General features: G+C 73.3%; 18 protein-coding genes. 9 read left to right on the plus strand and 9 right to left on the minus strand.

Annotated elements, in window-relative coordinates; genetic code table 11:
• Positions 1-5 precede the first annotated feature (5 nt).
• Entirely contained in the window at positions 6-626 is a 621-nt protein-coding gene (locus tag EDF34_RS00430) for a dihydrofolate reductase family protein (protein WP_123369432.1), read from the minus strand.
• Between the two features lie 277 nt (positions 627-903).
• Here EDF34_RS00430 and EDF34_RS00435 point away from each other — a divergent pair, with 277 nt between their 5' ends.
• Both EDF34_RS00435 and EDF34_RS17995 read left to right on the plus strand, forming a co-directional pair.
• Positions 904-2,682, plus strand: a complete 1,779-nt coding sequence (locus EDF34_RS00435) for an endonuclease/exonuclease/phosphatase family protein (RefSeq protein ID WP_123369433.1) — start codon at positions 904-906, stop codon at positions 2,680-2,682.
• A 64-nt stretch (positions 2,683-2,746) separates the two neighbouring features.
• A complete protein-coding gene (locus tag EDF34_RS17995; protein ID WP_123369434.1) occupies positions 2,747-3,559 on the plus strand; it encodes a ChaB family protein in 813 nt (270 codons plus the stop codon).
• Here the strand turns inward: EDF34_RS17995 and EDF34_RS00445 are convergent.
• The 4 genes from EDF34_RS00445 to EDF34_RS00460 form a co-directional block, all read right to left on the minus strand.
• Positions 3,556-4,905, minus strand: coding sequence for a DNA polymerase IV (locus EDF34_RS00445; RefSeq protein ID WP_158615022.1), 1,350 nt, complete (start codon positions 4,903-4,905; stop codon positions 3,556-3,558). The two genes, EDF34_RS17995 and EDF34_RS00445, sit on opposite strands and share 4 nt — an antisense overlap.
• Before the next feature lie 32 nt (positions 4,906-4,937).
• Positions 4,938-5,555 (minus strand): uridine kinase, encoded by a 618-nt coding sequence (locus tag EDF34_RS00450; protein ID WP_123369436.1) that lies wholly within the window; start codon positions 5,553-5,555, stop codon positions 4,938-4,940.
• A gap of 264 nt (positions 5,556-5,819) precedes the next feature.
• Entirely contained in the window at positions 5,820-8,696 is a 2,877-nt protein-coding gene (locus EDF34_RS00455; protein WP_199737576.1) for a discoidin domain-containing protein, read from the minus strand.
• A gap of 156 nt (positions 8,697-8,852) precedes the next feature.
• Positions 8,853-9,647 (minus strand): fructosamine kinase family protein, encoded by a 795-nt coding sequence (locus EDF34_RS00460; protein ID WP_199737577.1) that lies wholly within the window; start codon positions 9,645-9,647, stop codon positions 8,853-8,855.
• A 51-nt stretch (positions 9,648-9,698) separates the two neighbouring features.
• Between EDF34_RS00460 and ald the strand changes: the two genes are divergently transcribed.
• The 4 genes from ald to EDF34_RS00480 are packed head-to-tail and all read left to right on the plus strand — an operon-like array spanning position 9,699 to position 15,368.
• Positions 9,699-10,814 carry an alanine dehydrogenase gene (gene ald, locus EDF34_RS00465; RefSeq protein WP_123369438.1) on the plus strand — a complete coding sequence of 372 codons (1,116 nt, stop codon included), beginning with the start codon at positions 9,699-9,701 and terminating at the stop codon, positions 10,812-10,814.
• Positions 10,815-10,872: 58 nt separating this feature from the next.
• Entirely contained in the window at positions 10,873-11,892 is a 1,020-nt protein-coding gene (locus tag EDF34_RS00470) for an NAD(P)-dependent oxidoreductase (RefSeq protein ID WP_123369439.1), read from the plus strand.
• Positions 11,893-11,920: 28 nt separating this feature from the next.
• Positions 11,921-13,996 (plus strand): M3 family metallopeptidase, encoded by a 2,076-nt coding sequence (locus EDF34_RS00475; protein ID WP_123370581.1) that lies wholly within the window; start codon positions 11,921-11,923, stop codon positions 13,994-13,996.
• Positions 13,997-14,033: 37 nt separating this feature from the next.
• Entirely contained in the window at positions 14,034-15,368 is a 1,335-nt protein-coding gene (locus tag EDF34_RS00480; RefSeq protein ID WP_123369440.1) for a M20/M25/M40 family metallo-hydrolase, read from the plus strand.
• A 4-nt stretch (positions 15,369-15,372) separates the two neighbouring features.
• Here EDF34_RS00480 and EDF34_RS00485 read toward each other — a convergent pair whose 3' ends face one another.
• Positions 15,373-15,618: a DUF5703 family protein gene (locus tag EDF34_RS00485; protein ID WP_123369441.1), complete on the minus strand. Its 246-nt coding sequence runs from the start codon at positions 15,616-15,618 to the stop codon at positions 15,373-15,375.
• A gap of 78 nt (positions 15,619-15,696) precedes the next feature.
• On the opposite strand from EDF34_RS00485, the gene EDF34_RS00490 reads away from it, so the two are divergent.
• A complete protein-coding gene (locus EDF34_RS00490; protein ID WP_123369442.1) occupies positions 15,697-16,002 on the plus strand; it encodes a primosomal protein in 306 nt (101 codons plus the stop codon).
• 5 nt (positions 16,003-16,007) lie between these two features.
• Here EDF34_RS00490 and EDF34_RS00495 read toward each other — a convergent pair whose 3' ends face one another.
• Positions 16,008-16,970: an aldo/keto reductase gene (locus EDF34_RS00495; RefSeq protein WP_123369443.1), complete on the minus strand. Its 963-nt coding sequence runs from the start codon at positions 16,968-16,970 to the stop codon at positions 16,008-16,010.
• An 81-nt stretch (positions 16,971-17,051) separates the two neighbouring features.
• Here EDF34_RS00495 and EDF34_RS00500 point away from each other — a divergent pair, with 81 nt between their 5' ends.
• Positions 17,052-17,933 carry an undecaprenyl-diphosphate phosphatase gene (locus EDF34_RS00500; RefSeq protein WP_123369444.1) on the plus strand — a complete coding sequence of 294 codons (882 nt, stop codon included), beginning with the start codon at positions 17,052-17,054 and terminating at the stop codon, positions 17,931-17,933.
• Between the two features lie 3 nt (positions 17,934-17,936).
• Here the strand turns inward: EDF34_RS00500 and EDF34_RS00505 are convergent, their stop codons facing one another.
• The gene (locus EDF34_RS00505) at positions 17,937-18,914 is read right to left on the minus strand and encodes a magnesium and cobalt transport protein CorA (RefSeq protein ID WP_233575108.1); all 978 of its coding nucleotides are present in this window, start codon (positions 18,912-18,914) and stop codon (positions 17,937-17,939) included.
• A gap of 60 nt (positions 18,915-18,974) precedes the next feature.
• Between EDF34_RS00505 and mshC the strand changes: the two genes are divergently transcribed.
• Complete coding sequence (gene mshC / locus EDF34_RS00510) at positions 18,975-20,231, plus strand: cysteine--1-D-myo-inosityl 2-amino-2-deoxy-alpha-D-glucopyranoside ligase (RefSeq protein ID WP_123369446.1); 1,257 nt, start codon at positions 18,975-18,977, stop codon at positions 20,229-20,231.
• Between the two features lie 4 nt (positions 20,232-20,235).
• Here mshC and EDF34_RS00515 read toward each other — a convergent pair whose 3' ends face one another.
• Positions 20,236-21,090, minus strand: coding sequence for a PAC2 family protein (locus tag EDF34_RS00515; protein WP_123369447.1), 855 nt, complete (start codon positions 21,088-21,090; stop codon positions 20,236-20,238).
• Between the last annotated feature and the right edge of the window lie 84 nt (positions 21,091-21,174).

Below are 21,174 nucleotides of genomic sequence, written 5' to 3' on the forward strand. Positions count from 1 at the left end.
GCGCCTCAGTCGGTGCCCGCGCCCGGCACCTTGTCGGTGACGTCCTCGTAGTCCTTGGCCGCCGGCAGGGCTGCGGGTGCGTAGATCAGCCGGACGACGCCGGTCGGGAAGACGTCGGAGCGCAGCAGGTGCAGGGGGTAGATCGGCTCGCCCTCGTCGAAGAGCCGCTCTCCCTTGCGCGCCGCGACGGGGTGCACGAGCAGACGCAGCTCGTCGATCAGCCCGGCGGCGAGCAGCTGCCGGACGATGGAGACGGACCCGGCGACGAGGATCTTGCCGATGCCCGGCTGCTCCTTCAACGCCGTGACGGCCTCGACGAGGTCACCCTCGACCCGCTCGACGCTGCGCCAGCCGAGGTCCTGCGTGCCGCGGGTCGCGACGATCTTGCGGGTGTCGCCGAGCTGTGCCGCGAACGTGGCGTCCTCACCGCCCGCGGCCTCCCGCTCGGGCCAGGCCCCCGCGAAGCTGTCGTAGGTCACGCGCCCGAGCAGCATGACGTCGACGCCCTCGTAGTCCTCGCCGACGGCGGCGCCCATGTTCGCGTCGAAGTAGGGGAAGTGCCATGCAGGGTCGATCTCGACGACGCCGTCGAGGGAGATGAACAGACTGGAGACGATCGTCGACATCGGGTCCTCCGGAGATCGGGTTCGGGTTCGCCACAGAACCTAGCCACAGGGTCGGACATTCCGCACCGCCGCGCGACACGCCGGGCACGGACCGGGCCGCAGGTCAACGCGTCGACCGCCGACACGGCGTCCGAGGTGCGACGAGCCGGTGGGGGAGCGTGCCTACGCTGCACGTCCGCAAGCCCCGCAACGGGCTGGTCCCGTCCCGTGGTCACGACCGCGCGCGGGCTGGTAGCAGGGCGACGCCGACCGTCGACGCCACCCCGAGGGACCCACCATGACCCACCCGCACCGCGCGCGCTCGCGCGTCGCCCGGGTCGGTCGTCGGCTGGTGGCGGTGGTGGTCGCACTCGCGGTCGTCGGCACGGTCGCGCTCGCGACCTCGTCCGCCGGTCCCGCGCTCGCGACGCCCGCGACGATCCGGGCCGGCGCCGTCAGCCACCACTCGTTCGAGCTCGCGTGGGAGCCGGTGAGGAAGGCGACGGGGTACACGGTCGCGGTGGCCACCGATCCCGCCTTCGCGCACGTCGTCTGGCGGTGGGGTCCGACGGGAGAGACCTCGCTGGACGTGCACGGTCCGGGGATCGACGAGGACACCACCTACTACGCCCGCGTGAGCGCCGTCGCCGACGGCAACGTCAGCCTGCCGACCGCTGCGGTGTCCGTGCACACGCCCTGGCAGGCACCCGGCAAGCCGGGGGAGCCGATCGCGACCCACGTCGACACGAGCGGGTTCACCGTCTCCTGGGCGCCGGCGGCCCGCGCCGAGCAGTACGTCGCGTTCGTCGCGACCGACCCGGACTTCACCGAGAACGTGCAGGAGCAGACGGTCACCGACACGGACCTGTCGGTCAAGGTGCGCGACGGCCGCGACTACTACGTGAAGGTGACGCCGCTGCGGAAGGGGCTCACCGCGGCCACGGTCACGACGACGGTCAGGACGCCGCTCAAGAAGCTCGGCAAGCCCGGGCGCCTGTTCGCCGAGCCGCTGTCGTCGTCCTCCCTGCGCGTGGCGTGGCCCGCGGCCAAGAACGCGACCGGCTACACGGTGCAGCTCCTGCGCAAGCCCGGGGCCAAGCCGTCATGGACGACGACGACCACCAAGCCGAGCGCGCTCCTCGAGGGCCTCAAGCCCGCCAGGTCCAAGCTGGGTCCGGTGTTCTACGTCAAGGTCGTCGCGAACCGGTACGGCCTGCGGCACTCGTCGTCCAAGACGGTCGCCGCGACGCTGCTGCCGGGCTCGACCAAGCGGGCGACGTCGTTCACGGCGCAGGTCTCGTCGTACAACCTGCTCAAGCCGAGCGAGACCGACGCGGAGCACCGCAGCTGGGAGAAGCGCTACGCGGCTGCGGCGACGTCGCTGCGCGGGCTCGACCTCGTCGGCCTGCAGGAGACGCCGTGGAACAAGTCCGACGGCAAGCGGCCCGTGCTGCGCGTCGCGGCCAAGGCGCACCTGGCGCTCGCTCGCCACCCCGGGTCGAAGAAGCCGTGCACCACGTCGAGCGAGCCGATCCTGTACAAGAAGTCGCGCTTCACGGTCCTGGACTGCGGTCGTCAGCAGCTCGCCGACAAGGGCCCCAAGAAGTGGGTCACCTGGGCGCTCGTGCGGGAGAAGAAGAGCGGCCGCAAGGTCTTCGTCGCCAACGCGCACCTGCTGGCGTACCTCGACGCGTCGTCGGCGGAGCCCAAGGTCCAGCGGATGCGCGTGCAGCAGGCCCAGCGCCTCACCCGCACGATCGCGAAGCACAACACGACGGGCTCGCCGGTGATCTTGGTCGGCGACCTCAACACCTATCCCAACCGGGCGGCGGTCACACCGATCGACGTGCTCGCCCGCAACGGCCTCGTGAGCGCCGAGCTCGTGGCCGCGAAGCGCATCGGCGCGGAGTTCGCCTCCTTCCACGGGTTCGCGGCAGGCAGGCTCAGCGGGCACCACTTCGACCACGTCCTCGTCGACCGGCAGTCCGAGGTGCTGACCTACCGAGTCCGGCACACCGACACGAGCCGCGCCCCGTCGGACCACTTCCAGATCCTGACGACCGTCGCGGTGCACTGAGGCGCCACGCAACCCTCACGGGGACTTCACCACATGCCCTGACCTGCGCACCTACGGTCCTGGGATGGCTGGACCACGTTCTCGACGGCGCCTCGGCGCGGCGGCCCTCGTCGTGCTCGTCGCCGGTCTGGCGGCGTGGCGGGCCGGGCTCGACGCGGCCGGTGACGCGCTCTACGCGGCGATGGCGGTGATCCTGGTCCTGGTGTGCGCGCCCCGCGCACGTGCGTGGGTGGCCGGTGCGGCGGCCCTCGGGTGGTGCGTGGTCGTCGAGCTCGCCCAGCTCACGGGCGGACCGGCAGCGGCGGTCGAGGCGGTCCCTGCGCTTCACCTGCTGCTCGGGACCACCTTCGCCGCGGGCGACCTCGTGGCGTACGTCGTCGGGGTGGGGGCCGTCGTCGGGCTTGACGCCCTGAGCGTGCGGGCCGCGGGTCGACGCGTCACGATCGAGGCGACGGAGGGAGCGGCGATGCCCAAGACCAAGCGCAGCGGCGCGGCGAAGCAGGACGAGATCCCGGCGACGCTGCAGCGGTCCGACGCCAAGGCGCAGCGCACGTTCGCGCACGCCTACGACGCGGCGATCGAGCAGTACGACGGTGACGAGGACGCGGCCCACCGGGTGGCGTTCGCCGCGCTCAAGCACACGCACGAGAAGGTCGGCGACAGCTGGCGCCCGAAGGACGAGCCCGGACCGTCCGACCGCCGGGCCGAGGAGGGCTACGGCTCGACGGCGCCGACCGCGGGCGGGGTCGACGCGAGCGCGACGAAGGAGCACCTGGTCGGCGTGGCGCGCGAGCTCGACATCACGGGGCGCTCGCGCATGACCAAGACGCAGCTGGTCGACGCGATCGACGCGGAGAACCGACGGCGCAGCCGCTAGCCGGATCCCACGACCAGCGGCGCGACCAGGAGCAGCGGCTCCGCGTCGAGGTCGACCACCTGGGACCGTGCGGGCGGCGTCTCGACGGTCTCGAACCGGACGGTCGCCTGACGGCCCCGCACGTGCACGAGCCAGCCTCGGCCGAGGTCAGGGTGCTCGACGTCGAGCCCGGGGCGGCCGTTGGACTCGTCGAGCAGCCGCGGTCCGGCCGGGACGTCGGGCGCCGGGACGCCGACGGGCGCGCCGACCTGGTCCTCGTCCCAGGCGAGCGTGAGCTGGGCGTGCGTCGACAGGTTGTGGAACGACACCCCGAGCAGGCGCACGGAGCTCGTGATGCCCGCGGCGCGCGCGGCCTGCTGCGCGGCAGCTCGGAGCTCGGCGGGCTCGGCGCTGGGTTGGGGGAGCGTCACGGAGCGCGTGACGGTGGTGAAGTCGGCGAACCGCACCTTCGCGACGACGGTGCGTGCCCCGCCGCCGTGGGCGTGCAGGCGACGCAGCGCCTCGTCGGCCACGGAGTCGATGGCCGCGGCGACCGTCTCGGTGCCGAAGATGTCCTCGGCGAACGTGCGCTCCGAGCCGACGGACTTGCGCTCGCCCGAGACGGCGACGGGCCGCTCGTCGATGCCGCGCGCCAGGCGGAACAGGTTGGTGCCCGACGACTCGCCGATCGTCATGGTCAGCACGTCGAGCGGCTGCCTGCGCAGGTCGCCGACGGTCCGCACGTCGAGCCGCTCGAGCGCCGCCATCGTGGCCGGCCCGATCCCCGGGACGGCTCGCGCGGGCAGGGGCAGCAGGAACGCGTCCTCGTCGGCGGGCTCGACGACCAGGAGCCCGTCGGGCTTGCCGGCGTCCGAGGCGAGCTTGGCGACGAGCTTGGTCCGGCCGAGCCCGATGGAGACCGCCAGCCCGGTCCGTTCCCGGATCCGGGCCCGGACCTCCGCCGCCGCCGTGGCGGGGTCGTCGGCGTACGGACCTGCCTCGAGGTCGACGAACGCCTCGTCGATGCTCACGGGCTCGACCAGCTCGGACAGCGTCGCCAGCTCGGCCATGATCATGCGCGAGTAGGCGCCGTACGCCTCGAACCGGGGGAACAGCACGGCAGCGGCGGGCACGAGCCGCCGCGCACGGCCCATCGCCATCGCCGAGTGCGCGCCCGCGCGCCGCGCCTCGTACGACGCGGTCGAGACCACGCCCCGCGGCCCGGTGCCGCCCACGAGCACGGGCCTGCCCCGCAGCGACGGCTTGTCCCGCTGCTCGACTGCGGCGAAGAACGAGTCGGCGTCCGCGTGCAGCACCGTCGCGCGACTGCGCAGGCGCGACGCGTCGGCCAGCCGCTCGGGATCCACGCCCTCACTCTGCCTGACGACGGCGACAGGACTCAGGTGGCGACCGCGGGGTGGCGGGGGTCGTCGACCCGGACGACGAGATCCGCGACGCCGGTCGGGTCGGCCCGGGCCTCGTAGAGCTCGAAGGCCTCGAGCGTCCAGGCGTCCTCGGGCGGGGTGCGTCGTGCGAGCGTCGCGGGCCGGACCGTGAGGTGCACGCTCAGGTCGAACGGCAGGCCGCGGCCGAGCAGGGTCGAGCCGTCGACGACGAGCACGGCGCTCTCGGGCGCCTGGTGGTAGTCCGCCCGCGTCGCGCGGTCACGCACCGGGTCCCACAGGCTCGGCAGGAATCGGCCGGTGCCGGTGGTCGCGAGCGGATCCAGCACCTCGCGGCTGAGCGCACCCTCGTCGAGCCAGTCCTCGAGGTAGGCGAGGGCGTCGTGGTGGCCGTGCTCGAGGCGCAGGGATGCGGGCCGCCAGAAGCCCGACGCGGGAACACGCAGAGCGGCCCGACCGGCGGCCCGCAGCGGGTCGACCAGCGCGTCGGCGAGCAGTCCGGGCGCGGTTGCCGGTGCGCCGTCGACGACCAGCCGCACCCGCCCGGGCCGCGCGGCAGCGAGGCCGACGATGCGGGCGACGAGCGCATCGGGGGTCGTCGGCTCCACGGGCATCCCGCCAGTCTGCCGCGCCCGGAAGTCAGGACCAACGACTCGTCGTGGATGCTGACGCCTGAGATACCTGTCGAGATCAGAATGCACGACAACGAGTCCACCAGGGGGCCGAACCCGTGATCGCTCGTCGCCCTCGGCTCGCTCATCAGCCTCGCCGGCCTGGACATGGCGTCGCCCGCCGCCGTGGACGCCACGCCGAGATCTGACTCCGCACGCACGGCAGGGCCGCCCCAGGTTCGGGGCGGCCCTGCCGTGCGTCTCGGGTCAGCCCGAGTACACCTCGTACTCGGAGAGCTGACCCGCGGGCCAACCTGTGTTGCCGGTGAACGTCAGGCGGACGTAGCGCTTGGACGAGGGCGTCACCGCGATCGTCACGGTGTTCGCCGACGACGGGTTGAACACGTACCCGGCGGACGCCTTGAGCGTGCTCCAGGTCGCGTTGTCGGTGCTGCCCAGCACGCTCACGGTCTGCGTCCGCGTGGCCCAGGCGGCCGCGGGCGGCAGCTTGAGCACGACGCGGCCCACGGTCTGCGACGAGCCGAGGTCGACCGTCAGCGTCTGGGGGAACGCGTTGTTCGGGCTCTCCCAGTAGCTGTTCACGTTGCCGTCGACCACGTTGCCCGGCCCGTAGACGTCCGCGTAGGAGCCGCTGACCTGCTTGCCCGCCGCCAGGTTCACGGTGGTCGGCGGGGTCGTCGGCGTGACGGTGGGCGTGGGCGTGGGCGTGGGGGTCGGGGTGGGCGTCGGCGTCGGGGTGGGCGTCGTGCCCGTGCCGTAGACCTCGAACGACGACAGCTGCGCAGCGGGCCACCCGGAGTTGGCGGTGACCGTGACGCGCACGTACCTGGCCGTGCCGCTGGCCGGGATGCTCACGCGGTTACCGCTCGCCGGGTCGAACGAGTACGACCTCGACGCGGCGAGCGTGCTCCACGACGATCCGTCGGAGGAGCCGAGCACCGCGAGGGTCTGGTTGCGCTGACCCCAGGCCGACGGCAGCGCGAGCTCGACCCGTTGCAGCGCCGTGGCAGCGCACAGGTCGACGGTCACCGACTGCGGGAACGCGCTGTTGGCGCTCTCCCAGTACGTCGACGAGTTGCCGTCCACGGCGTTGCCGGGCCCGTAGCTCTGGTTCGTGCTCGTCGCGGTCGCGGCCTTCCCGCGTGCGAGGTCACCCGTGCCGGCGTTGCACGCCGGCGGCTGGGTCGGCGTCACGGTCGGGGTGGGCGTCGGGGTGGGCGTCGGCGTCGTCGGGGGCGTCGTCACCGGCGGGCTCGTCGGGTTCGTCGTGCCACCCGAGTAGACCGGCGTGGGCCACGGACCGCAGTAGGGCGTGGCCGGGAAGAAGCCGGAGTTGCCGCTGCCGACCAGGTTGATCCCGGTGTTGACCGAGCCCTGGCAGCTGTACAGCGGGTTGGAGTAGCCGATGTTCTTCGCGACGACGTTCTCGAAGTTGGCGACGAACGCCGCCTGCGCCTGGATCGCGAAGGTGCCGGCCCCGTCGATGTTCACGTTCTTGAAGTTGACGGTCTTGGTCGACCCCTCGATGAACATGATCGCCGCGTAGGAGCTGTCCAGGATGTTCGCGTCGGTCACGTTGATCGTCGCGTTGATGGGCTCGTTGAGGGCCGAGAACCACAGCGCCCCGACGCCGAACTGCCAGTTGTAGTCGGAGTTGCCGGCGCGGATGAACGTGTCGCGGGCGACCGTGATCGTGCCGCCGATCGCCGCTGCGCCCTGCACGCCCGGGTACCGGTTGGCGATGTGGATGCCGCCGCCGTTGCTGATGGTGTCCGCCACGACGTTGTCGCTCACGGTGATGTTCGTGCCGCCGTAGATCGCGATGTTGTTCGCGAGGATCGGCAGGATCACGGTGTTGAACGTGTACGAGTTGTCGTGCTCCGCGGTCTCGGCCCACTGCGCGATGCCGTCGTCACCCGTGTTGCGGATGAAGTTGTTGGTCGCGACCGAGTTCGTGACGCCCTGGTGGAAGTTGATGCCGTCGGCCGTCTGGTCGAGGATCCGGCTGTTCTTGATGGTCAGCCGGTCCATCGGGCCGTCCATCCACGCACCGACCTTGGTGTGCTGCATCCACACCGAGTCGATCGTCGAGCTGCTCATCGCCCCGCCGAACGCGTTGACCTGGTCGTTGTCGTTGCGCTCCTTGACCTCGCCGAGCACGGCCAGGTTGCTCACCGTGACGTTGGTGCTCGGGCCGCCCTGGCCGACGTACTTGCCGTAGATGCCGACGCCCGCGCCGGTCAGCTCCGAGTACCACTGGCCTGCGCCGGTCAGCGTGACCTTGTCGACGATGATGTGGCTGGTCACCCTGAACCGGCCGGACGGCACGTACACCGTCCTGCCCTGCGCGGAGCCCGCGTTGACGGCGTTCTGGATCGCCTGGGTCGCGTCTGCCGCACCGGTCGGGTCGGCGCCGAAGTCCGTGACGACGTTGAGCGAGCCGGCCGGCTGCCCGAGGGGAGCGCCGACGAGCTCGAAGTCCGCGAGGTCCACGGTGAACGTGGGGGACTGCGCGGTCGAGGAGACCTGGAAGCGGACCTTGGTGCCCGCGGCCAGCGTCGAGCCGAACATCATCCGGGTCTCGTCGTAGAAGTGGTGGGGGAACGTGTCGCCCGGGTTGTTGTTGAACGGGTAGCCCCCGTAGTACCAGCCGTAGCGCGACGTCACCGGCAGGTCCTTGACCTTGGTGCCGTTGACGAGCACGGCGGCCGTCGCGTCGCGGCCCGTGCCCGCGGCGTTGTCGGGCAGCGAGTAGCGGAAGTCGACCGAGTTCGCGGGCTTCGTCAGCGTGAACTCGACGTACTCGCCGACCGCGTCGAGCGTGACCGCTCGTCGGCCCGACGCCTCCGACGGCAGCGTGCCGTAGAGCCGGTTCGGTCCGATGAGCGTGCCGTTGGTGACCGCGTCCTCGGCCTCCTGCTCGACGAACGGCACGGTCGCGCCGCGCCCCGGGATGCCGACAGGGGACAGGGACAGCGGAGCGGCGGCCGACGCCGTGGTGGCGCCGGTGCCGACCGCGACGAGCGCGCTCGCGACGAGGGCCGCCGCGGCGACTCCCGCGGCCACGACGCGCAGCGGTCGGGTGCCAGGGGTGGGGGGTGGGACGGGGGCGTGACGACTCACGATGCGGACCTCTCTGTCCGACGTGCCGGCGGGACCGTCGTCGGTCGGCCGGCGAGTGAGGGCCGGGCGCGCGGCGCGAGCCCGGGGTGCGGTCAAACCGTACATATCCCGACAGGAGCCCGCAAGATGTCGACAATCAGGCGAAAGACGGGCCGATCAGCGCGTGGTTTCTCGGACCGCACGCTCGACCACGTCGGCGAGCTCGTGGAAGTACGAGCCGCCGAACAGCAGCGCGTGCACGCCCAGCGGGTACACCTGGTGCAGCGCGACCCGGTGCCGCCATCCGCTCCGCAGCGGGGCGACCTCGTCGTACGCACCCAGGACGTCGTCGAGGTGGGCGAGCCCGAACAGCGCCAGCATCGCGAGGTCGCTCTCGCGGTGACCACCGTGCGCGGCGGGGTCGATCAGGGTCGCGCCGTCCGCCGTCCACAGCACGTTCCCGGACCAGAGGTCCCCGTGGACGCGAGCGGGCGGCTCGTCGTCGTCCAGGTGACCAGTGCGCAGGCGCTCGCTCAGGATCGCGAGACCCGGCATGGCGATGCCCACCTCGCGCAGGTCGCAGTCCAGTGGGGCGAGCCGGCACGCCGCCAGGAACGGCCCCCACTGCGCGAAGTGCCCGGCCGGCATCGTCAGGGGCGAGTCGAGCGGCCCGAAGAACCCGTCCCCGACCCATCCGGGCGGCCCGGCGCCGAACGCGGGCGCCCCCGCAGCGTGCGTCACGGCCAGCCCGGCTCCGAAGGCACGCGCCGCCTCGCGGGTCGGGGCGACGGGCTCGAGGCGGCGCAGGTCCAGGTGGTCGTCGCCGGCACCCAGCACCTCGACCACAGGCGCGCCTCCGGCGGCGGCCAGCCAGCGCAGCCCCGCTGCCTCGCACGCGAAGAAGCCCGCGGGCGCCCCCGGACGCTGCTTGCGGTAGACCGCCACGACGACCCCCCTCGTCGCGTCGATCATCCCGCTCCCGTCACCCGCGCGCGAGGGGGCGGGAGCAGCGATGCTGGACCGATGACGAGCATCGGCATCCCCCGTGAGACCAAGAACCGTGAGTACCGGGTGTCGTTGACGCCGGCCGGGGCGCACCACCTGGCGCTCGCGGGGCACGACGTGCTCGTCGAGGCGGGTGCCGGCCTCGGGTCCGCGATCCGCGACGACGAGTACGAGGCGGCAGGCGCGAGGATCGTCGGCACCGCCGAGGAGGCGTGGGCCGCCGACGTCGTCTGCAAGGTGAAGGAACCCGTCGGGCCCGAGCACGGCCTGCTCCGCGCGGGCCAGGTCCTGTTCACCTATCTCCACCTGGCAGCCGACCGGTCGACGACCGACGCGCTGCTCGCCGCGGGGACCACCGGGATCGCCTACGAGACGGTCCGGGCCGCCGACGGCTCCCTGCCGCTCCTCGCCCCTATGAGCGAGGTCGCCGGGCGGCTGTCCACGCAGGTCGCGGCGTACCACCTCATGCGCAACGAGGGCGGGTCGGGGCTGCTGCTCGGAGGTGTCCCGGGTGTCGACGCGGCACGCGTCGTGGTCCTCGGCGCGGGTGTCGTCGGCCGGCACGCCGCGCAGATCGCGGTCGGCATGCGGGCCGACGTGACGATGCTCGACCTGTCGATGCCGCGGCTGCGCGAGGTCGACGCCGAGTTCGGCGGCCGCGTGCGCACGCTCGCCTCGAACGCCTGGACGCTGGCGCGCGAGGTCGCGGACGCCGACGTGGTGATCGGTGCGGTGCTGGTGCCTGGTGCCAAGGCACCCAAGCTCGTCACGGACGAGCTCGTCGCCCGGATGCGGCCCGGCTCGGTCCTCGTCGACGTCGCCGTCGACCAGGGCGGCTGCTTCGAGTCCACCCGGCCGACCACGCACGACGAACCGACGTTCCGCGTGCACGACGCCCTGTTCTACTGCGTCGCGAACATGCCCGGCGCCGTGCCCGTGACGTCGACCCACGCCCTGACCAACGTCACGCTGCCGTACCTGTCCGCGCTCGCGGACACCGGCTGGAAGGCGGCGCTCGCCGCCGACCCCGCCCTCGCCGGCGGGCTGACCACCCACGCGGGCGCGCTGACCAACGAGGCCGTGGCCCGCGCGCACGGCTACCCGTTCACGGACCCCGCGACCGTCCTGGCCTGAGGTCTGCCCCGGGCAGAACTGCTCGCCTCGGGAGGCGGGCACCTCTACGGTCGAGACCATGGCGACGGCGCTCGTGATCGGTGGCAGCGGACAGATCGGCCGGGCGGCGGTCCCCGCCCTGGTCGCGGACGGCTGGGACGTGCGGGTGCTGACACGCGGGTCGCGGGCCGTCGACGCGGTGCAGGCGGCGGGCGCGGTGGCGGTGGCCGGCGACAGGCACGACGCGGACGCGCTCGCACGAGCGCTGCGCGGCGGTGTCGACGTCGTGGTCGACGTCGTGGCGTACGACGACCGGGACGCCGACGCGCTGCTGGCGCGCGCCGCCGAGATCGGCTCGGCCGTCGTGGTGTCCAGCGCGGCCGTGTACCTCGACGACCGGGGCGACGGCTTCGAGTCGGAGACGTTCGGGACCTTCCCCGTGCCGATCGGCGAGGACCAGCCCACGGTCGGGCCGGGGCGCGACTCCTACGCGACCGGCAAGGTCGCGCTCGAGCGGGCCTGGGCTGCCTCGAGCGTCCCGACGACGATCCTGCGGCCGGGCGCCATCCATGGTCCGGGCTGCGTCCAGCCCCGCGAGTGGGTCTTCGTCAAGCGCGCGCTCGACGGCCGTGACGTGCGGGTCCTGGCCTACGACGGTGAGAGCCGGTTCCACACCACGGCCACGGCGGTGCTCGGCGAGCTCGTCCGGCTCGCGGCGGCCTCGCCCGCGCACCGGGTCCTCAACGCCGTCGACCCGGAGGCGCCGACGGTCGCCGAGATCGCGACGCTCGTCGACGGCGTGATGGGCACGACGTCGCGCATCGTGCGCCTGCCCGGCGCTCCCCGCGAGGGCGTCGGGAGCACGCCCTGGGCGGTGCCGACCCCGCTCGTGCTCGACATGGCGCGCGCCCACGAGCAGCTGGGGTACGTCGCGCCGGGTGGCTACGGCGACACCGTCGCGGCCGCCGTGGAGTGGCTCGTGGACGTCGCGGGCGACGCGGACTGGCGCGAGGTGCTCCCCGGGTTCGCCCGCATGGAGGGCGACGGCGACTTCTTCGACTACGCCGCGGAGGACGCGCTGCTGGCGAAGGGCTCCTGACCAGCGCAGCCCAGGCCGATGGGTGATGATGGCGCGCATGACTGCAGCGCTCGACGCCGAGAACCCGTTCGCCACCCCCTCCACGTTGCCCTACGGACTGCCCGACTACCGTCGGATCCGTGAGGAGCACTACCGTCCCGCGATCCTGGCCGGGATGGCCGAGCACCGGGCCCAGGTGGACGCCATCGCGTCCGACCCGGAGCCCGCCACGGTCGAGAACACGCTCGTCGCGCTCGAGCGCGCGGGCCGCCTGCTGCACCGGTCGCTGACCGCGTTCTTCAACCAGTCGAGCTCCGACTCCACGCCCGGCCTCGAGGCCGTCGAGCAGGAGATCGCGCCGCTGCTCGCCGCCCACATGGACGCGATCTACCTCGACGCGCGCCTCTTCGCGCGCGTCGAGGCGCTGCACGAGGCGCACGCCGACCTCGAGCCCGACACCGCGTGGCTCCTGCACCGGACCCGCACCGCATTCGTCCGCTCGGGCGTGGGCCTCGACGAGCCGTCGCAGGACCGCCTGCGCGCCCTGAACGCCGAGATCACCTCGCTCGAGACCACGTTCGGGCGCGACCTCCTCGCGGCCCAGAACGCCGCCGCTGTGCTCGTCACCGACGAGGACCAGCTCGACGGCTTCCCCGACGACGCCCGGGCGGCGGCCGCGCAGGCGGCGACGGACCGGGGTCACGAGGGTGCGTGGCTCGTCGAGCTCGCGCTGCCGACCCAGCAGAACGCGCTGTCCATGGCCCGCGACCGGACGCTGCGCCAGCGGGTGTTCCGGGCGTCCGCGCGCCGCGGCATCGGTGGTGAGCACGACACCCGGACCACGCTGCTGGCGCTCGCCCGCCTGCGCGCCGAGCGTGCGCAGCTGCTCGGGTTCGAGCACCACGCGGCGTTCGTCGCCTCGGACGCGACCGCGAAGTCGGCCGACGCGGTCGCCGAGATCCTCGAGCGGCTGGCACCTGCGGCCGTCGAGAACGCGCGCGTCGAGGCGCGCGACCTGGCCGAGGCCCTCGAGCGCGACGTCCCCGGCGCCGAGCTCGAGCCGTGGGACTGGGCCTACTACGCCGAGCGGGTCCGTGCCGAGCGGCGCTCGCTCGACGACTCCCTCCTGCGCCCGTACCTGGAGCTGGAGCGCGTGATGGCCGACGGCGTCTTCCGTGCCGCCAACGAGCTGTACGGCCTGACCTTCGCCGAGCGCGCCGACCTGGTCGGCTACCACCCCGACGTGCGCGTGTTCGAGGTGTTCGACGCGGACGGCACCGGGCTCGGCCTGTTCCTCGCCGACTACTGGACGCGGGAGTCGAAGCGCGGTGGCGCGTGGATGAACAACCTCGTCGACCAGTCCACGCTGCTCGACGAGCGCCCCGTCGTCGTGAACAACCTCAACATCCCCAAGCCCCCCGCGGGCGAGCCCACGCTGCTCGCGTGGGACGAGGTGATCACGATGTTCCACGAGTTCGGGCACGCCCTGCACGGCCTGTTCTCGGACGTGCGCTACCCGTCGCAGTCCGGCACCGAGGTGCCCCGCGACTTCGTCGAGTACCCCTCCCAGGTCAACGAGATGTGGGCCTGGGACCCGAGCATCCTGGCCGCGTTCGCCGTGCACCACGAGACCGGCAACCCGATGCCCGCGGAGTGGGTCGCGACCATGCTCGAGGCGCGCCAGGACGGCGAGGGCTTCGCGACGACCGAGTACCTCTCGGCCGCGCTGCTCGACCAGGCCTGGTACCGCCTCTCGCCGCAGGACGTCCCGACCGACCCCGAGCACGTCGAGCCCTTCGAGGCGGCCGCGCTCGAGGCAGCCGGCGTGGCCTTCGCGCCCGTGCCCCCGCGCTACCGCTCCACGTACTTCAACCACGTGTTCGGCGGCGGCTACTCGGCCGGGTACTACTCGTACATCTGGTCCGAGGTGCTCGACGCGGACACCGTGACGTGGTTCGAGGAGAACGGCGGCCTGCGCCGCGAGAACGGCGACGCGTTCCGCGCCAAGCTGCTCTCGCGTGGCGGGTCGGTCGACCCGATGGCGGCCTTCCGCGACCTGCGCGGGCGGGACCCGGAGATCGGCCCGCTGCTCGCCCGCCGGGGGCTCACGGCCGCCGCGGCGTGACCGCGGCCGCCCGCGCGGCGCCGGGTAGCGTGAACCCATGCCTGCCGAGCCTGCTCAGACGCCTTCCGTGACCGCCGCCGACGAGGTCGTCGACATCTGCCGCGACCTCATCCGGTTCGACACCTCGAACTACGGCGACAACGAGGGACCGGGGGAGCGGGCCTCGGCCGAGCACGTCATGGGGCTCCTCACCGAGGTCGGTCTCGACCCCGAGCTGTTCGAGAGCTCGCCGGGGCGCGCCAACGTCGTCGTGCGGCTGCCCGGCGAGGACTCGTCGCGCCCGGCGCTCGTCCTGCACGGCCACCTCGACGTCGTCCCCGCGCGGGCCGACGACTGGAGCGTGGACCCGTTCGGTGCCGAGGAGCGCGACGGCCTGGTCTGGGGCCGCGGCGCGGTCGACATGAAGGACATGGACGCGATGATCTTGTCCGTCGTGCGGCAGATGGCGCGTGAGGGACGCCGCCCGGCGCGGGACGTCGTCGTCGCGATGTTCGCCGACGAGGAGGCCGGCGGCACGTGGGGGGCGCGCTGGGCGGTGGACAACCGTCCCGAGCTGTTCGAGGGCGCGAGCGAGGCCATCAGCGAGGTCGGCGGCTTCTCCGTCGAGGTCGACGGCCGGCGCGCGTACCTGCTGCAGACCGCCGAGAAGGGCCTGTCCTGGCTGCGGCTCACGGCGGGCGGCCGTGCGGGCCACGGCAGCCAGGTCAACCCCGAGAACGCGGTGACGCACCTGGCCGAGGCCGTCGCGCGCATCGGGCGGCACCCGTGGCCGTTGCTGCTCACGCCGACCGTGCGCGCGCTGCTCGAGGGCGTCGCGGAGCTCACGGGCCTGCCGTTCGACGAGGACGACCCCGAGGGCGTCGACACCCTCGTCGCCGCGCTCGGCCCGGCGTCCCGCTTCGTCGGCGCGACCCTGCGGCACACGTCCAACCCCAGCCAGCTCAGCGCGGGGTACAAGGCGAACGTCATCCCCGGCCACGCCGAGGGCACGATCGACGGCCGGTTCCTGCCCGGCCACGAGGACGAGTTCGTCGCCGCGATCGCCGAGCTCGCCGGGCCGCACGTGGGCATCGAGCGGATCCACCACGACGTCGCGCTCGAGGCGCCGACGACCGGCGCGCTCGTCGACGCGATGGTCGACGCCCTGCACGCCGAGGACCCGGGCGCGACGGTGCTGCCGTACACGCTGTCCGGCGGGACCGACAACAAGTCTCTGTCCCGGCTGGGCATCACGGGCTACGGCTTCGCGCCGCTGCGGCTCACGCCCGACCTCGACTTCTCGGGCATGTTCCACGGCGTCGACGAGCGCGTGCCCACCGACGCCCTGAAGTTCGGCACACGCGTCCTGGACCGCCTGCTCGGGACCTGCTGACGCGTCAGGTCGTCTCCGCGAGCGTGCTGCGCACCCGCAGGATCTTGCGGCGGAGCCAGACCTTCCGCTCACCGCCGACGTAGATCACCGAGCGGGCCAGCTCCCAGCGTCCGTACTCCGCCTGCTCGGTGAGCATCCGGCGGGCGTCGCCCCTGCTGGTCGAGCGCGGGATCGTCAGCACGCGGTACTCGTACTGCCCCCCGACCGCCACCCAGTCCTTGCGCTTCGTCCCTGTCTGACCGATTGCCATCCGTCACCCCGTCCTGTCGCCGGCGCCGTTCGACCTATCGCGGTGCCATTGTGCCTCGCGCGGCGCTACCGTCATGGCATGACCGTCGACCCGCGTGCCGCGCTGGACCGCCTGATCGCTTCCCTCGAGGCCCACTACAACGCCGTCGCCGGCAAGCAGGGCGACGACGACCCTGCGGTCGACGACGCCTACGACGTCCTCGCGGACGCGTTCGAGGTGTACGACGAGGCCCTCGGCACGGCCCACGGCGAGGCCCTGCCGTTCTACCTCGCCGAGGAGGACGACGACGAGGACGACGACGACGAGTGGGGCGCAGACGGCGACGAGCCCTTCGAGGACGGCGCGGACGTCGAGGACCTCGCGGGCGAGGCCCGCTCGTCCTGAGCTGACTAGAAGCGCTCGGGGTACCCGAGCTCGGGCGCGCTGACCTCGTCGAGCGCCGACCGCAGCTCGCGGGGGAGCTCGAGGTCGAGCGCCGCGAGCGAGCCTCGCAGCTGGTCGGCGGTGCGCGCCCCGACGATCGCGGAGGCGATGCCCGGCCGGTCGGCGAGCCAGGCGAGCGCCACCTCGAGCGGCGCGCGGTCGAGCCCTGCCGCGGCGGTGGCGACGGCCTCGACCACCGCGGCGCCGGCGTGCGCGAGGTACGGCTCGACGAACCCGGCCAGGTGGGGCGACGCGGCGCGCGAGTCGGCGGGGATGGTCCGCCGGTACTTGCCGGTGAGCACGCCGCGACCGAGCGGCGACCATGCGAGCACGCCCGCACCCAGCGCCTGCGCGGCGGGCAGCGCCTCGCGCTCGATGCCGCGCTGCAGGAGCGAGTACTCGGCCTGCACGGCCGCGAGGCCGGGGTCGTGCTCGAGCAGGCTCGCCGCCCGGGCCACCTGCCAGCCTGCGTGGTTGGCCAGGCCGACGTAGCGGGCGCGGCCGCTGCTGACCGCCAGGCGCAGCGCGGAGGCGGTCTCCTCGAGCGGTGTGCGGGGGTCGGGCGTCTGCACGAGGAACAGGTCCACGTGGTCCGTGCCGAGCCGGCGCAGCGACGCGTCGAGCGACGCGAGCAGCGCGCCGCGCGAGCCGTCGACGACCGCACCGTCGGCGGTGCGACGCACGCCGGCCTTGGTGCACAGCACGAGCTCGTCGCGCTCGACGACGTCGCCGAGCAGCGAGCCGAGCAGCTCCTCGGCGCCACCGTCGGCGTACGACGCGGAGGTGTCGACCAGCGTGCCGCCCGCGTCCACGAAGTCGCGCAGCTGCTCGGTGGCCTCGTGCTCGTCGGTGTCCCGGCTCCAGGTCATGGTGCCCAGGCCCAGCCGCGACACGCGCAGGCCGGTGCGTCCGAGGTGGCGCTGTTCCATGATCGGCAACCCTAGACGGGCGACGCCCCGCCTCCCCGGACCCGGCCGCGCGTCGGACTAGTGTGGCGGCTCGTGACTGGCATGGGTGCAGGCGAAGCGATCCTCCTCGGACTGGTGCAGGGACTCACCGAGTTCCTCCCCGTCTCCTCGAGCGCGCACCTGCGCATCGTGGGCGACCTGATGGGGTCCGACCCGGGCGCCGCCTTCACCGCGATCACCCAGCTCGGCACCGAGACCGCGGTGCTGCTCTACTTCCGCCGCGACATCGTGCGGATCGTCGGCGCGTGGTGGCACGCGCTGCGCGGCGCGTACGGCACGGACTGGCGAGCGCGCGCGGGCATGCCGCGGGGCGAGAAGGCCGACCACGACGCGCTGATGGCGTGGTTCATCGCGCTCGGCTCGTTGCCGATCATCGTGCTCGGGCTCGCGTTCCAGGACCAGATCGAGAGCACGTTCCGCAACCTGTGGCTCGTCGCGCTGACCCTGGCGGGGTTCGGCCTGGTGCTCGGCTGGGCGGACCGCGTCGGGGCCAAGAAGCGCGCGCTCACCGAGCTGACCGGGCGTGACGCCGTGCAGTTCGGGTTCTGGCAGGCGCTCGCGCTCGTGCCCGGGGTGTCCCGGTCCGGCGGCACGATCACCGGTGGGCTGCTCATGGGCTACACCCGGGAGGCGGCCGCGCGGTACTCGTTCCTGCTCGCCATCCCCGCGGTGTTCGGCTCGGGGCTCTTCCAGCTCGTCAAGAGCGTCGACGAGTTCGGCAAGGCGGGTACGCCCAGCCTCGGCCCCACCCTGATCGCGACGCTCGTCGCGTTCGCGGTCGGCTACCTCGTCATCATCGTGTTCCTGAAGATCGTCTCGACCTTCAGCTACAAGCCGTTCGTCTGGTACCGGCTCGGCCTCGCGGCGCTCGTCGTGATCCTGCTCCTGACGGGCGTGCTCGACGCGAACTCCGCGACGGCGTAGTCCCTACAGCCACCCCGACTTGCGGAACCGGGCGTACAGCCCGCCGCAGATCACCAGCATCGCGGCCACCACCATCGGGTAGCCGTAGGTCCAGTCGAGCTCCGGCATGTGGCGGAAGTTCATGCCGTAGATCCCCGCGATCAGCGTCGGGACCGCGGCGATGGCCGCCCACGCGGAGATCTTGCGCATGTCCTCGTTCTGCCGGACCGAGACCTGGCTGAGGTGCACTGAGAGCATCGCGTCGAGCAGCTCGTCGTGCGTGTCGAGGTGCCGGTCCAGCCGGTCCGCGATCACCTGCGTGCGGCGCAGCCACGGGTGGGCGTCGTGCCGGTGGTGGTGCGCGTCCTCGGTCTCCGCGGCGAGCATCGGCACCACCGAGGCGATGGGGCCCAGGGCGCGACGGGCCTCGGCGATCTCGCGCTTGAGGTCGTAGATGCGCTGCAGCGGGTCGCCGGGAGTGCGCGTGGTCGTGAACACCACGGCCTCGGTGTCGGCGACCGCGTCGCCGAGGGACGCCTCGACGTCGCCGGCCCTGGCCACGAGCGTGAGCATGATCGCGGCGAGCACCTCGTGGACGCCCTCGTCGGGCACGGGGACGCCACTGCAGAGCTTCTCGACCGCGTGCGGCAGGATCTGCGACTCCCCGAGCTCGGCCGTGACCACGACGTCCTTCCCGACGATGACCGTCAGCGACCCCGTGTGCACGTCCCGCGTCGCCTCGACGTAGGACAGGGTCGGCACCGACAGCACCAGCTCGCCGTCGGCGGACCGGTCGACGTGCCCGCGCAGCGGCCGGGTCCCGCGCTCGGGGTGCGCTCCGGGCACGTGGTGCTCGAGCAGCACGAGCGCCTGCTCGCTGATGCCGTGGCGCTTCGCGGCGTCGACGAGGTCGTCGGGGTCGACGACGACCCACGTCGGGCCGCCGTCCCCGCCCTCGGTCCAGGCGCCGGCGACCATGCTGTGCTGCGTCTCTCGTCCCACGGGTTGAATCATGGACCCCCGGGCGCCGTGCCGCCGGTCATCCGCGGTTAGGCTTCCGGCGTGCTCACCTGGCCCCTGCCGCATGTCCCGTCGCTCCCCGGCCGGGGTGGACCTGTCCTGGTCCGGGACTCGTCGTCGGGCGAGCTCGTCGTCGCGGCGCAGGGCGACGTCGCGACCCTGTACGTCTGCGGCATCACGCCCTACGACGCCACCCACATGGGCCACGCCGCCACGTACGTCGCGTTCGACGTGCTGGGCCGCGCCTGGCGCGACGCCGGCCACGAGGTCCGGTACGCCTCCAACGTCACGGACGTCGACGACCCGCTGCTCGAGCGCGCGACCGCCACCGGCGTCGACTGGCGCGACCTCGCCGCGGACCAGACCGCGCTGTACGCGCAGGACATGACCGCGCTCGGCGTCATCCCGCCCGGCACGTGGAGCGGCGTGGTCGAGTCGATCCCCGCGGTGGTCGAGGCCGTCGAGAAGCTGCTCTCCTCCGGTGCCGCGTACCGGGTGACGACGCCCGACGAGGTGGGCGAGGAGCTCGGCGACGTCTACGCCGACCTGTCGGCCGACCCGGCGTTCGGCGCGGTCGCGGGCCTGGACCCCGCGGCGATGCTCGCCCTGTCGGCGGAGCGCGGGGGAGACCCCGACCGTCCCGGCAAGCGCGACCCGCTCGACCCGCTGCTGTGGCGGCGCGAGCGCGTCGGGGAGCCGGCGTGGGGCGGCGGCGTGCTCGGCCGCGGGCGGCCCGGCTGGCACATCGAGTGCGCGGTCATCGCGCGCGACGCGCTCGGCCTGCCGTTCGACGTCGAGGGCGGCGGCTCGGACCTGCTCTTCCCGCACCACGAGATGAGCACCTCGCACGCGCGCCTGCTCGACTCTGGGCACGGCGCGCGTGTGCACCTGCACGCCGGCATGGTCGGGCTCGAGGGCGAGAAGATGAGCAAGTCGCAGGGCAACCTGGTGCTGGTGTCCGCGCTGTTGGCGGCCGGCGTCGACGCGATGGCCATCCGGCTCGCGATCATCGCGCACCGCTACCGCGACGACTGGGACTGGACCTCGGCCGGGCTCGAGGCGGCGCAGGCACGGCTCGAGCACTGGCGGGCGGCCGTCTCCGGCAACGGCGGCCCCGACGCGACCGCGCTGCTCGCGGGTGTGCGCGCCGCGGTCGCCGACGACCTCGACACGCCCCGGGCGCTCGCCCTGGTGGACGCGTGGGCCGACGAGAGCCTCGCGGGCACGGCCGAGCCCGTCGAGGGCGCACCGGGCGTCGTGGCGCGCCTCATCGACGCGCTCCTCGGCATCCGGATCTGAGCCCTCAGCCGCCCGTTCCCGGGTCGCGCCGACGCAGGTACCGCTCGAACTCCTGCGCGATCGCCTCGCCGCTGGCCTCCGGCAGGTCCGCGGTGTCCTTGGCCTCCTCGAGCTGACGCACGTAGTCGCCGATCTCGCCGTCCTCACCCGCGAGCTCGTCGACGCCGGCCTGCCACGCGGCCGCCTCGTCGGGCAGCTCGCCGAACGGCACGGGCTCGCCGAGCAGCTCCTCGAGCCGGCGCAGCACCGCGAGGGTCGCCTTGGGCGAGGGCGGGTGGGCCACGTAGTGCGGCACCGCCGCCCACAGCGACAGGGCGTTCATCCCGCGGTTCGCGGCCTCGTGCTGCAGGACGCCGACGATGCCCGTGGGGCCCTCGTACGTGTTCGGCTCGAGGCCGAGCAGGCCGCGCAGGTCGGCGTCCTCGCTCGTCGAGGTCACCGGGATGGGCCGCGTGTGCGGGACGTCGGCGAGCAGCGCACCGATCGTGACGACCGTCCGGACGCCGAGGCTCGCCGCGATGCCGAGCACCTCGTCGCAGTAGTGCCGCCAGCGCATCGACGGCTCGATCCCGTGCACGAGCACCACCGTGCGACCGCGCGGCGTGGTCGCCACCGCGATGGCGGTCGTCGGCCACGTGATGCCGCGCGTGCCGTCCGGGCCGGGGCCGACCTGCGGTCGGTTGACCTGGAAGTCGTGGTACTCCTCGGGGTCCAGCTCGTCGACCTGGTCGGCGCCCCAGGCGTCGTGCAGGTGCTCCAGGGCGTGGGTCGCTGCGGAGCCGGCGTCGTTCCAGCCCTCGAAGGCAGCGAGCAGCACGGTCTCGTCCGCGGGCAGCTCACCGCCGGTGGTCTCGCTCATCGGGCCAGCCTAGGCCGGGACGCCGACCGACGACGGTCGACGACACCCGTCGTCCTGTCCGTCCGGCCCGACTCGTAGGATGAC

The sequence above is a fragment of the Cellulomonas sp. PhB150 genome (genome assembly GCF_003755175.1).
Classification (GTDB): domain Bacteria; phylum Actinomycetota; class Actinomycetes; order Actinomycetales; family Cellulomonadaceae; genus Cellulomonas.